This window comes from Pseudarthrobacter sp. 05T312 (genome assembly GCF_056396685.1).
The window spans coordinates 132,038-144,845 of the sequence record NZ_JBFTLY010000006.1; the positions used below are offsets into that span (position 1 = coordinate 132,038).

The 12,808-nt window shown below is 65.9% G+C and carries 10 protein-coding genes; 5 read left to right on the forward strand and 5 right to left on the reverse strand.

From position 1 onward, the window contains the following. Positions 1-58 precede the first annotated feature (58 nt). Genes AC1DIP_RS10870 through AC1DIP_RS10880 form a run of 3 tightly spaced genes read left to right on the forward strand, consistent with a single transcriptional unit; the run spans position 59 to position 3,919 of the window. Positions 59-940, forward strand: coding sequence for a fumarylacetoacetate hydrolase family protein (locus tag AC1DIP_RS10870; RefSeq protein ID WP_476208721.1), 882 nt, complete (start codon positions 59-61; stop codon positions 938-940). Then, positions 940-2,706: an FAD-dependent monooxygenase gene (locus AC1DIP_RS10875; protein WP_476208723.1), complete on the forward strand. Its 1,767-nt coding sequence runs from the start codon at positions 940-942 to the stop codon at positions 2,704-2,706. The genes AC1DIP_RS10870 and AC1DIP_RS10875 overlap by 1 nt, the downstream gene beginning before the upstream one ends. Further along, a complete protein-coding gene (locus AC1DIP_RS10880) occupies positions 2,684-3,919 on the forward strand; it encodes a DUF3500 domain-containing protein (protein WP_476208725.1) in 1,236 nt (411 codons plus the stop codon). The genes AC1DIP_RS10875 and AC1DIP_RS10880 overlap by 23 nt, the downstream gene beginning before the upstream one ends. A gap of 187 nt (positions 3,920-4,106) precedes the next feature. On the opposite strand, the gene AC1DIP_RS10885 is transcribed toward AC1DIP_RS10880, so the two are convergent. The 5 genes from AC1DIP_RS10885 to AC1DIP_RS10905 form a co-directional block, all read right to left on the reverse strand. Then, positions 4,107-5,177 carry a quercetin 2,3-dioxygenase gene (locus AC1DIP_RS10885; protein ID WP_477733735.1) on the reverse strand — a complete coding sequence of 357 codons (1,071 nt, stop codon included), beginning with the start codon at positions 5,175-5,177 and terminating at the stop codon, positions 4,107-4,109. A gap of 125 nt (positions 5,178-5,302) precedes the next feature. After that, positions 5,303-5,602: a DUF4193 family protein gene (locus AC1DIP_RS10890; RefSeq protein WP_476208729.1), complete on the reverse strand. Its 300-nt coding sequence runs from the start codon at positions 5,600-5,602 to the stop codon at positions 5,303-5,305. Positions 5,603-5,884: 282 nt separating this feature from the next. Beyond that, positions 5,885-7,264: an MFS transporter gene (locus AC1DIP_RS10895; RefSeq protein ID WP_477733736.1), complete on the reverse strand. Its 1,380-nt coding sequence runs from the start codon at positions 7,262-7,264 to the stop codon at positions 5,885-5,887. A 273-nt stretch (positions 7,265-7,537) separates the two neighbouring features. Further along, the gene (locus tag AC1DIP_RS10900) at positions 7,538-9,718 is read right to left on the reverse strand and encodes a glycogen debranching N-terminal domain-containing protein (RefSeq protein WP_476208732.1); all 2,181 of its coding nucleotides are present in this window, start codon (positions 9,716-9,718) and stop codon (positions 7,538-7,540) included. Between the two features lie 143 nt (positions 9,719-9,861). Then, positions 9,862-10,410, reverse strand: coding sequence for a hypothetical protein (locus AC1DIP_RS10905; protein WP_477733737.1), 549 nt, complete (start codon positions 10,408-10,410; stop codon positions 9,862-9,864). Between the two features lie 317 nt (positions 10,411-10,727). On the opposite strand from AC1DIP_RS10905, the gene AC1DIP_RS10910 reads away from it, so the two are divergent. Together AC1DIP_RS10910 and AC1DIP_RS10915 are read left to right on the forward strand one after the other, a co-directional pair. Then, complete coding sequence (locus tag AC1DIP_RS10910; RefSeq protein WP_476208735.1) at positions 10,728-11,936, forward strand: aspartate transaminase; 1,209 nt, start codon at positions 10,728-10,730, stop codon at positions 11,934-11,936. Positions 11,937-11,982: 46 nt separating this feature from the next. After that, positions 11,983-12,678, forward strand: coding sequence for a 4-carboxy-4-hydroxy-2-oxoadipate aldolase/oxaloacetate decarboxylase (locus tag AC1DIP_RS10915; RefSeq protein ID WP_477733738.1), 696 nt, complete (start codon positions 11,983-11,985; stop codon positions 12,676-12,678). Positions 12,679-12,808 lie beyond the last annotated feature (130 nt).

Genomic DNA, 12,808 nt, shown 5'->3' on the forward strand with positions numbered 1-12,808 from the left:
TTTCCCACCACCATGCCGGGGCAATACGCGCACCCCGGACCAGACCGAAAGGCCTCCCATGCAGTTCATCGGCATCACCCACCACGGCGGACCCTGGGCAGCGGCGCTCGCCGGCTCCCGGGTCCTCCCGCTCACGCCGGCCGACGATTTCTGGGCCGACGCCGAGGGCTGGCAGGACAAGGCAGCAGCCCTGGTTGCCGGCGCGGCACACGCTGAAGCGTCCGACGGCGAGGGCTGGCTCAAGCGCGGCAGCGTCACCGAGGTGCCGCTGGTCCCCGCCTCCGCGCGGGTGATTTGCGTGGGGCTGAACTACAAGGCGCACGTGGCCGAGGGCAGCTTCAAGGACCAGGAACTCCCGCCGTACCCCACCCTGTTCGCCCGGTGGACAGCCTCCCTGTCCGTGGGCAACGTCCCGGTCCCGGTCCCGGCGGGCGAGGCAGGGCTGGACTGGGAAGGCGAAGTGGCCGCCTACATCGGCCGCCGCGTGGAGTCCGCCGACGAGGACACCGCCGCGGATGCCGTCTTTGGCTACTCCACGTTCAACGACATCACCTCCCGCAGGGCCCAGAAGCTCACTTCGCAGTGGACCCTGGGAAAGAACGGCGATTTCAGCGGCCCCCTGGGTCCCGTGGTGAGCCGCGACGAGGTGGGCGACCTGCGCGACGGGCTCCAGGTCCGCACCCGCGTCAACGGGATCGAAGTCCAGAACGGCAACACCCGGGACATGATTTTCTCCGTGCCGGCCATCATCTCGCTCATCAGCGAAACCTTCACCCTGCACCCGGGCGACGTCATCGCCACCGGCACCCCCGAAGGCGTGGGCTACGCCCGCACCCCGCAATGGCTCCTGCAGCCCGGCGACACCGTCGAAGTGGAGATCGAGAAGCTCGGCACCCTGACCACGCCGGTGGGCGACATCTCCCTCCGGAGCCGTGCCTGATGAACGCCTTCCCTACCGCGGCGGACCTACCGGCGGAGGCTCAGGTCCTGATCGCCGGCGGCGGCCCGAGCGGACTCTTCCTGGCCCTGGACCTCGCCTCCCGCGGTGTGCCCAGCACCGTCATCGAACCGCGGAAAGCGCTGGACCACACCCGGCCGCGTGCCAAGACCACCAACGCCCGCACCATGACCCACCTGCGCCGGCTGGGCCTCGCCGAGGTCCTCCGGGACGCGGCGCCCCTGCCCGTGGAGTACGCCCAGGACGTCATCTTCTGCACCGGCCTCACCGGGCCTTCCGCGTACGAGCTGCGCCGGTTCCGCAACGCTTTCCAGCTGGTTCCCGGCCGGTACGGGCCGCAGCCGGAGTGCGGCCAGCAGGTACCGCAGCCCATCCTCGAGGAGGTGCTCCGGGCCGCCGTCGAAAGCCACCCGCTGGTGACGTTCCTGGCCGGCTGGACCGTCACTGGCGTGAGCGTCCCGGATGGCGGGGCCGCCACGGCACCCTGCGCCGTTGTCGTTGGGGATCCCGAAGGTGCCGAACGCACCATCGACGCGGAGTACGTCATCGGGGCCGACGGCGGGTCCTCCGCCGTGCGCCGCAGCCTGGGGCTGCGGCTGGAGGGCGGCTCCGCCGAGCTGTCCAACATCAGCATCCTCTTCCGCTCGAAGTCGCTGGCGTCCGCTGTCTCCCTGGATCCTGCGGTGCAGTACTGGGTGGTGGGCTCGGAGACCTCCGGCATGGTGGGACCCATGGACCGCGACGGCACGTGGTGGGCTATTGTCCAAGGCGTGGATCCGTCCGTGACGGTCACTGCCGGGGACGCGGCAGCGATGGTCCGCTCCCTGGTGGGCTCGGACATGGACATCGAGGTGGTGGCCACCGACCCCTGGACGGCCCGGATGCTGCTGGCTCCCGAATACAGCCGCGGCAAGGTTTTCCTGGTGGGGGACGCCGCGCACCTCAACCCGCCCTGGGGCGGCCACGGATTCAACACCTGCATTGGCGACGCCGCCAACCTGGCCTGGAAGCTCGCCGCCACCATCAACGGCTGGGCCGGCCCCGGACTCCTCGCCAGCTACGGGGCAGAGCGCCGGCCGGTGGCTGCACGCACCATCCGCGACGCCGCCACCAACGGCAAGGCTTTGGCCTACCACTTCGCAGACCCGGACCTGGTTGCGACCGGCCCTGCGGGAGATGCCGCCCGCGGGGCTGCGCACCGGGTCCTCGCCGTGAAGCAGAGCGAGTTCGATTCCCTGGGCCTGGTGCTGGGCTACGACTACGGCGGTTCATCAGTGGTGGTGCCGGACGGTTCGGCCCTCCCCGACGAGGACCCCATCCGTTACGTCCCGTCCGCTGCTCCGGGGGCCCTGCTGCCCCACGCCTGGCTGGCGGATTCCCGGTCCCTTTACAGCGCCCTTGGCGCGGGCTTCACACTGCTGGCCGACGCCGGATCGCTGGGCGGGGTGGACGCCGCCGAAGTTTTCGAGCCGGTCCTGACAGCCGGTGCCCGGCAGGGCATCCCGGTGACCGTCGCCGTGGTCGGGCCTTCCGACGACGGCACGCACCTTGCGGACCTGTGGGGCGCGACTACACTGCTGGTCCGTCCGGACCAGCATGTGGCCTGGCGCGGCAGCTCCCCGGTGGAGGCCGCCGCCGCGCTGTCCGCCGCCGCGGGCTGGGCGACCGCTTTTCCTTCCGCACGTCCTGAAGAACCTGCACCTTCCATCGAGACCAGGAGCGCCCGTGTCGACGCCGTCATTCCGTGATTTCCTCTTTGCCCCGGACCACCCCCGCGTGGCGGCCATCCGCGGGCTGGACGCCCGCGAATACGCCGAGGCCGCCAAGGCCGATGCGTTCGCCGGGCCCATGATCGAGGGCTGGCGGAAGCTCTATCCGCAGCCGTTCACGGGCATCACCAGCGACGGCGTCCGCCGGGAAGGCCTCTACCCGCTGGCGCCTGCCCGGCCCGGGGAGGAAGCACCGACCGCTGACATGGTGGCTGCGGCGCGGAAGCTGTTGGGCACTCTCACAGCGGACCAGGCCGGGAAGCTCTGCTACGCCGTGGACGCGCCGGAGTGGCAGAGCTGGGCCAACCCCGAGTTCATGCAGCACGACACCGGGCTGCGGCTGGACGAGCTGGATCTTCCTGTCCGGGATGCGGTGCTGGGCGTGGTGGAGGCTTCGCTGAGCCCGGCCGGCTTTGAACTGGTGCGGAACCTGATGCGGATCAACGGCTTCCTGGGTGACCTGGTGGAGCTGCCGCTGCTCATGAACGAGTTCAGCTACAACTTCGCGCTGTATGGGGAGCCGTCTGAGACGGAGCCGTGGGGGTGGCAGCTGTTCGGCCACCACGCGGCGCTGAACTGCCTGGTGGCCGGGACGCAGCTGGTGGTCTCGCCGGTGTTCATGGGCGCAGAGCCGGACATGATCGACGCCGGCCCACATCAGGGCGTCAAGGTGTTCAAGGAGCGCATCGCCCTGGCCCGGCAGCTGATGGCCGCCCTGCCTGCGGACCTGCGGGACCGTGCTGTTGTTTATGCGGAGATGGTGGACCCGGCCATGCCCGCGGGCCGCCTCCACCCGGGCGACGAACGGCACCTGGGCGGCTGCTTCCAGGACAACCGGGTGATCCCGTACGAGGGCATCCGGGTGGCCGACATGCCGCCCGGAACCCGGGAACTGCTCGACGCCGTGGTGGAGGATTTCATCGCCTACCTGCCGGACGGCCCCCGTGCCGCCCGCCGCCGGGAGATCCAGGAACACTACGGCGAAACATTCTTCAGCTGGATCGGCGGCTGGGAAGGGGAGGAAGCGTTCTACGTCCGGGTCCAGAGCCCTGTGGTCGTGCTGGAACTGGACCACCACACCGGCGTGTTCCTGAGCAACGACGAGCCCGCCCCGTTCCACATGCACACCGTGGTCCGCACCCCGAACGGCAACGACTACGGCCGCGAACTCGTCCGGCAAGCCACGTCCTGACCTACCGACCCACCCCCACTCACCATCCCCGAACCCACCACCCACCTTCCCCCCACCCACCATCGATTGCTCCGTAACTGCCGTTTTGGGGCGCCATAACGGCAGTTACGGAGCAATCGATGGGTTTAAAAGACCAGAAGGCCCGGATTTCCTCTCGGAAGTCCGGGCCTTCTGTGTTGGATGTGGGTTAGGGGATGTCCAGGGCTGCGCGGCGCTGCGGCGGAGGGCCGACAACGGTCAGGTCCATCTCAGCCTGGGCGCGGCCGAAGCCCTCCATGTCCATGTACGGCTCGCCGCCCTCGGTGTACATGTAGTCCTCGGTGGGCGTGTTGAAGTACTCGAAGAAGCCGTTAAACATCGACGGCGTCAGGAAGCCCACCATCTGCGTGTTGTGCGCGTCGAGCGCGAACGAGTGGATGGTCCCGGCGGGCGCGTGCACGAAGTCGCCCTTGGTGAGGAGCATCTCGCGGCCGTTGGCGTAGAGCCACATCCGGCCCTCGGTGCAGAGGAAGTTCTCCGTGTGCTGGGAGTGGAAGTGCAGCGGGATGTAGGGGGTTTTGGCGCCTTTGGTGTGCACGGCGAAGTAGTTGGAACCGGTGTTGGCGGGCCGGGACAGGTAGGTGAACATGGTCTGGTAGCTGACCAGGCGCTCACCCTCCCCGGCACTGAGGAAGTATGGGCTCTGCGTGGGCGGCAGCCCGGCGTCGTGCTTGAACGACGGCGCCACGCGCTCAACGTCAGGGAACGTGATGCCAAACTCGGCGCCCACCTCTGCCTGCTCCTGCAGGCTGGCCTTGTGGCCGGGGCGCACCGGCGGGACGTGCGAATCGATGGGCGTGCCCACCCGCTCGTAGTAGGCCTCGCCGCCGCCGGGGGTCATCCAGTTCAGGAAGCGGGTGTAGTGGCTGGCTATCCGGTAGGCGTGCGGGGTGTTCGGCGGAATGACCACCGAGTCGCCGGGGGTGAGGATGCGGCTCTCGCCGGGCAGCCAGACGTGCAGGATCCCGTCGAAAACGTAGAGCGTCTTGTGCTCCACTTTGTGGCTGACGAACGGGGATTCGGCACCCATGCCGCCGGAGATGTAGGCAGCGCTGAAGATGCCCCCGGTGTCGGCAGCGCGGGCGATGACCGTGACCAGCTGGCCGTTGATTTCGTAGCGCGCGCCTTCGCCCGAGGCCATGTAATACGGGACCGCCTCGCCGGGCAGCGCGTTGGCCACCGGGAGCTGCTTGTTCATTTCCTCAACGCTGAGGGACATGGTTTCCTTCTTTCCAGTCGGCCGGCCTTGCCGGAGCGTGACTTCCAGCATGGCCGCCCCACGCCCCGGCCACGAGCCCGGATTCCATTAGTTGAAATCCAAACCTGGCCGGCATTGTCCCCCTGCTAGCCTTCACATTCCTTGCAGTACTTCTTGCCGTCCTTCTCACGCGCCAACTGGCTGCGGTGGTGTACCAGGAAGCAGGACATGCACGTAAATTCGTCGGCCTGCACCGGAACCACCTGGATGAGGAGTTCCTCGTTGGAGAGATCGGCGCCGGGCAGCTCAAAGCTGTCCGCGAGGTCCGTTTCGTCCATATCGGGACCGGCCTCCCGGCGGCCGGACTTATCGGACTTCAGCTCCTCCAGGGCGACATTCGGCTCCTCCTCGGGAGCCACCCGCGGAGCGTCGTAGTCAACTGACATGTGGTGTGTTCTCCTGTCCAGCTGCTGGTGTCCAGATTGTTCTGGACAGATCGACAACGCCGGATGGGCGCAACTAATTCCCATTCCGGGTGGCGCGGTTGTCCCGCAGGGCCAGCGCGGCCTGGACCAGGGCGGCGTGGCCGCTTCGGCAGTACAGCCCGGGGGCATTACAGGCGGAACAGGAAGACCTCTTAGTTGTTGGCTGTGTTGGTGCCGTAACTAAGAGGTCTTCACTTGTTCACATCAGCTCAGGGGCGAAAATTTCTCACCTCTGCTTTTCGGCTAGCCAGCGAGGCCGCGGGCAGCTGTGCTTGGGGATATGGCCGCGGCCGTGAGGACGGACGTTTCCTGCTCGCTCTGCTGCACCTCGTCGAGCTCCCTAAGGGTGTACTTTTTGGTTTCCTTAGCGGTGAGGGCCGAGATTCCTGCCAGGACCATGAACCCAAGGGCGACCATGGACGGTCCAACCCAATCTTTCAGGTCGGGGCCAGCGAGGGCTGTCGAGAGAACGGGGCCGATGACGCCCGAGATGGCGAAGCCGATCTGGGTGCCCAGTGCGAGTCCGGAGACGCGCAGCCGGCCGGGGAACATCTCCGCGAAGAATGACGGCCAGGACGCGTTCACCATTGAGTAGAAGAGGGAGTAGTTGATGATGCCAAACAGGAAGATCAGCGACCAGTTGCCGGTCGTGATTGACCACAGGTAGGGCACCATAGTGATGCCTGCGCCGCCCGTTGCGATAAGGAACATCGTTTTGCGGCCGATCTTGTCCACAAGGAATCCCGCCAGGGGCGTGATTCCGAGGGCGATCACTGCCGAGACTGTGGTCGTCAGGAGCATGGTTGGCTTATCCAGCTTGTACCCGGCGGTTCCGAATGCCACCGAGAAGGTCTGCATCATGTAGCTGGTGCCCGCGATGAGGGCGCAGAAGACGATCCGCAGCACCGCACGCCAGTGGAAGCGCAGAAGATGCCGGAGCGGGGCAACGTTCACATTGGCGGCCTGGGCCTTTACGAACTCGGGCGGCTCCTGAACGTGGCGGCGGATCAGGTAAGCAGCAACGACCACGATGGCGGAGGCCCAGAACGGCAGCCGCCAACCCCAGCTCAGCAACTGCTCCGAGGGCATGGCGGCGATCGGGATGAAGACCAGCAGGGTGAGCAGCGTGCCTGAGGAGGAACCCAACGTGGTGAAGCTCGCGAGGAACCCGCGTCGGCCTTCGGAAGCATGCTCCAGGCTCATGGTGATGGCACTGGGCTGCTCGCCGGAAAGGCACAGTCCCTGGATGACGCGGATCAGCACGAGCAGGATCGGAGCGAGAGGACCGATTTGGGCGTACGTGGGTAGGCACCCGATCAGGAAGGTGCAGCCGCCGATGCCGAACAGGGTGATCATCATGACGAACTTGCGGCCGCGACGATCCCCCAGCGGCCCCAGGATGAGGGAGCCGAGGGGGCGTACCGCGTAGCCGACCGCGAAGGTAATCATGGCGAGCAGCACGCTGAGGCCCTGGGGCAGCTCGGGTGAGAAGAAGAGCACGTTCAGAACCAACGCCGACGAGGTGCCGTACACCGCGAAGTCGTAGTACTCCAACGTCGTGCCGATCCAGGCCGCGATTGCGGCCTTGACCGGGGTCTTCCTGGGAAGTGTGGTTTCTGTCATTTCGTCTCCGTGGGTGATGGGTGAACACCGGTTGCCGCTAAACCTGGGCTCTCGGAAAGAGATCTTGAGTGGAATATCCGGCTGGTCCTGCTGTGAGCTCTCTCGCAAGTCGTGTTGACGGCTTTTGCGGACCGGCCCCAGACATCAAGTTAACGTTTGCGGTGTGGGTCACACAAAGTCCTCTTTTATGTACCTACATAGCGATTTGTTATGGCTTGGAGTCGAGGAACCGGAGACCCTGGATAACGGGAAGCCCGCCGTGGAACGGGGACTTTAACGAGGAGGGTTTGCTGTGGGGCGGGTGTTTCCACGGCGTCGGACCGCTTCCTCGACCAGTTCGGACATCCAGGGCCGGTGGCCGCGATGAAGCCCCATGCCCGGGGGTAGTCCCGTGACGGAGGGGAGGGAGTCCGCGATGTCGATGGTGATGCGGCCGTTGCCAAGCGGGGCGTTGGAAATGTGCAGGTCCCCGAAGGAACGGGGGAGGACGGGATCGAGCCACACTCCACCGGCTGACACGACCGGGTCGTAGCGCATCAGGCTGGACACGATCTGGATGGGGGCGGTAGCTGCCCACGCCTGGGGTGAGCAGGCGGTGGGGTACGGAACGGGAGTGGCGAGGTGGTCGCGGCTGAAGCCGCAGAACAGTTCCGGGAGGCGGCCGTCGGAGAACTCTGCGGCGTCCATCATCCCGGTGGCGATTCTCTGTGCTTCGGCGATGAAGCCGTACCGGAGGAGCCCGGCGACGATGATGGCGTTGTCGTGGGGCCAGACGGACCCGTTGTGGTAACTGGCCGGGTTGTAGGCTCCCATGTTGCTGGCCAGGGTGCGAACTCCCCAGCCGCTGAACATTTCCGGTGACATCAGGTGCTCGGCGACGTACGGGGCTTTGTCTTCGTCGATCAGGCCTTGGAGCAAGCAGTGTCCCATGTTGGAAGCGCAGGCATCGACCTGCCGTTTCCTGCCGTCCAGGGCGATGGCATAGTACCCGCGCTCGGGGATCCAGAACTGCTCGTTGAACTGCTTCTTCAGCCGTGCGGCGCGGTCGGTGAGGTCGTCGCCCAAGGCCATGTCACCGGCGTCGTACGCCAGCCACGCCCGTGAGAGGTAGGCGACGTAAACGTAGGCCTGTACTTCGCAGAGCGCGATGGGCGGCTCGGCCAGGCTGCCGTCGGCAAAGTTGATGCCGTCCCAGGAGTCTTTCCAGCCCTGATTGACCAGCCCTTGGTCGTTGAGCCGCTGGTACTCAACGAAGCCGTCACCGTCCTTGTCGCCGTAGTTCACGATCCAGTCCAGCGCGCGGTCGGCGTGGGGCAGCAGGGCCTTGATGGTCTCTGCGGCGAATCCCCAACGGCTGACGGCGCCGAGCACCATCAGGAACAAAGGCGTGGAGTCCACGCTGCCGTAGTAGTTCGACTTGCCGCCCAGGGACAGGCCGCTGGAGACATCAAGCCGGACCTCGTGGAGGATCTTGCCCGGTTCCTCTTCCGTCATGGGATCCACCAAGGTGCCCTGGCGATCCGCGAGGGTCTGGAGTGTACCCAAGGCGAGCGAGGGGTCCACCGGCATCGCCATCACCGAGGCCCACAAGGAATCCCTTCCGAACAGGGTCATGAACCAGGGTGCCCCGGCGGCGACGACGACGCGCTCCGGATGGTCGGGGTCCTCGATTCTCAGGGCGCCCAGGTCGTCATAACTGCGGCGCAGGGTCCGTTCCACCGAGCGGTTGGCCACCTGCAGTACGGGGATCTTTGCGACCCACTCACGGCGGCGGCGGTCCCGGGGGGACAGGGTGTCTCCCCCGGAATGGACGAAAGCCGGTGCGTGGCCTCCATCGTCCGTGGGCAGAACGGTCAGTACGGTGCTCCATTGCCCATGAGCGGGGACCGACACCCGATATTGGACGGTGTCACCGGAGATGTCGGCACCCGGTACGTGGATAGCGGTGCCTTTTCGGACGTCCTGCCAACTGCCCCGGATGGTGAGCAGTCCATCGTCGGCTTCCCGGCTTTCCTCCCACCGTCGCCGGATCCGAGCCTCCTTCACCTCGAAGAGGTCCGCAAAGTCGGCCCCTACTTCCAGGACGACGAGGCACTCAGCCGCCTCCTGGGAGTAGTTGTAGATGGTGAGTTGCTCCTGGAGGCCGGCTCCGACCTCCCGCAGCCGTTCCACGATCAGTGGGCTGTCCGCGTAGCCGTCGGACCGGGGGATCCTTGCAACAAATGCTGCACGGAACGGCTCCTTTGTCTCCGCGGTGAGCGGTTCAAGCGCCTGTCCGTCCACAGTCAGACGCCAGATCGCAAGGATCCTGACGTCAGCCACGAAGAGGCCATGCGGCCGATCGGCCTGGATATCCCCGTTGGATGACGAGATACAGAACGATGAGCCCTCGACCAACGTCACGGAGCCTGCTCCTAGCGGCCCGGCGGCCGTATCCGCATTCCATCCCGCCATTCCGGCCTCCTCCGCGGCTTACCGAAGCGCCGGAAAGCAGACACCGTGCTTGCGGCGGCCTCTTCGAAAGACGCTACGCTTGCTCGCCAGCCGCCGCCAGAGCGGGGAGGCAAAGCCACGCCGGGACGGTCATTGCGGCTGGGCTACACGCAAGCCAACCCCCTGGTCATTTTGCGGATCTCGTCGGACTTCAGGCCGCTTGCCCCCGCGAGTTGGTGGTCGTCAAGGAGCCGGGATTTCCTGGCCAGTGCCAGTACCTGCGTTCGTTGTTGTTCCGCATCACTCCGGGCGCCTTCGGCTGCCGCCAGCTCCGAAGCCAATCCCGCAATGAGGTGCAGATGCCCGCTTCGGGTTTGGCCGGACGGGTACAGCTCGCCGCGTGCCAGCGTGGCAGACCGGATACTGGCGGCAGGCTGGCCGGCGGCCTTCGCGACGGCGGCAACCTTCACGCCGTCGCACACGGCCTGGGCAAGGCAGTCACCCAGCTCGGCGGTGAGGGCACGGACCCTGCTGGACCGAAGTGCGAGGGTCGTCCGCAGCTGGGCCAGCATGGCCAGCGCTTGCTGGGCACGGGCCGCGGCGGGGTCCGGCTTCGGGACGCCCCGGTACCGGTACGCTGCTGCGCCGGCCCCGCCGGACCCGGTGCCGGCTGTTCGCGGAGGTATCCGTTCCTGCATCTCTCTGCGAGGCACCTCTGCTCCTTGTCTCCGTCGGTGACTTCATGCCCGCGCGGCTTCCTGCCGGCAGGCGTACCTCTCCCGGTGCGGCCCGCCTGCCTGTACGGCGTTGCGGGGCCTTCAGTGGGCCCGTTATCCACCCTGCAGGTTACGCCGCCGGCAGGCAGGTGAGGCAATACCGAAAGTGCGTGGAGCAATAGGCGAAAGTTCTAGCTGCTCCGTCATAAGGGCTGCTTATCTGTCCACGCACTTTAGGTCTTATCCAAGAGGGCGGCTCCTTCCCTAGGCTCGATTGAACCACCCTCATCCGTACCGGAAGCCTGGAAGAAACCATGCCTGAATTCGTGCCCGCATCACGCGTAACCCGTATCAAATCCTCACCAAGCGTTGCCGCGGCGGCCCGTGTCCGGGAGCTCAAGGCCGAGGGCCGCCGGATCCTGGACCTGACGGTCGGCGAGCCGGATTTCGACACGCCCCAGCACATCAAGGACGCTGCCATCGCAGCCATCGGCCGTGGTGAAACCAAGTACACATCGGTGACCGGGACGCCCGAACTGCAAAAGGCCATCCTGCAGACGCTGCATCGCAAAACCGGCCAGGAGTACGCGCCGGGCGAGATCACCATCGGAGGGGGCGGGAAGCAGGTCATCTTCACCGCGTTCATGGCCACACTCGATGCAGGCGACGAGGTTGTCATCCCCGCACCGTACTGGGTCTCCTACCCGGACATGGTGCTCGCCAACGAAGGCACCCCCGTCATCGTTTCCTGTGGTGAGGACACCGGTTTCAAACTCACCCCTGAGGCACTGGCAGGGGCACTGACGGAGCGCACCAAGTGGGTCATCCTCAACACGCCCTCCAACCCCACGGGAGCGGTGTACTCCCGCGAAGAACTGGCAGGCCTGGCCGCCGTCCTCAAGGACCACCCTGCCGTCTATGTCCTCACCGATGAGATCTACGACGAGATCCACTTCGGCGAAGTGCCCATCACCAGTCTCGTGGCCGTTGCCCCTGAGCTTAAGGACCGTGTGCTGGTCACCAACGGGGTCTCCAAGGCCTACGCGATGACCGGATGGCGGCTGGGATACGCCGGCGGACCGGCGCCCCTGGTGGCTGCCATCAACAAGCTGCAGTCCCAAATGTCCTCCTGCCCGTCCTCCATCAGCCAGGCAGCTGCCGCCGCGGCACTCACCGGAGACCAGGCATTCGTCCGTGAAAGCGTGGAGGTGTACCGCGAACGGCGCAATGCGGCAGTCGCCGGGCTGAACGCGGTCAAGGGCCTGCAGTGCGCGACGCCGGAAGGCGCCTTTTACGCGTACGTCAACTGCGCGGGGGTCGTCGGCAAGACGACGCCCGATGGCAGGAAGATCGCCAACGACGAGGACTTCACGCTGTACCTGCTGGAAGCGGCGTCTGTTGCCGTCATCCAGGGTTCGGCGTACGGACTGAGCCCCTACTTCCGGATTTCCTATGCCACCGGGCTGCCGGTGATCGAGGAATCCATCGCTGCGATCGAAAAGGCCGTCACGGCGCTCGCCTGACCCAACCACTACTTTGCCCATGCTTTCCCAACAACAGGAGCACCCCATGATCCACGTCAAAACGAAATTCGACCGGCCTTCCGAAGATGCCGTTCAGCGGCTTTCCAAGTTCTCCTCCGCCACCGTGCATGAAGCACAGGGCCGCAAAGGTGCCCTGAGTTCAAAGATCAAGCCGATCGACCGCAGCATGTCCTTCTGCGGCCCGGCGGTCACTGTGGTGTGCGCACCACGGGACAACCTGATGCTTCAGGTGGCCATCCACTACGCCCGGAAGGGCGACGTTGTCCTGGTGGCAGCCGGTGAGTACCAGGAAGCCGGGACGTTCGGCGACGTGCTGGGCAACGCCATGAAGGCGAAGGGCCTGGCCGGTATGGTCACGGACTCCGGTGTCCGCGACACCAAGGACCTTATTGAACTCGGACTGCCGGTGTTCTCCGGCAGTGTCTGTATCAAGGGGACCGTCAAGGAAACCATTGGCCCCATCAACCACCCCCTGGTGTTCGGCGACGAGATTGTCTACCCGGGCGATGTCCTGCTGGGTGACGCCGACGGCGTGGTGGTGGTCCGCAAGGATGAGATCGAGGAAGTCATCAAGCTGTCGCAGGCACGCGTCGACGCCGAAGACGAGCTCATCCGCCGCTACAAGGAAGGCGGCACCACCATCGAGCTGTGCAAGCTGACCGATGTGCTCAAGGCCAAGGGCCTGCTGGTGGAGGACACCGAACTGGAGCCAGCTCTGTAGCTCCATACCCATCGATTGCTGCGTAAGTGCCGTTTTGAGCCCTCATAACGGCAGATACTCAGCAATCGATGGGTTTATACGACAGAGGCCCGGGGTTCCTTTCGGAACTCCGGGCCTTGCCTGTTGCCGC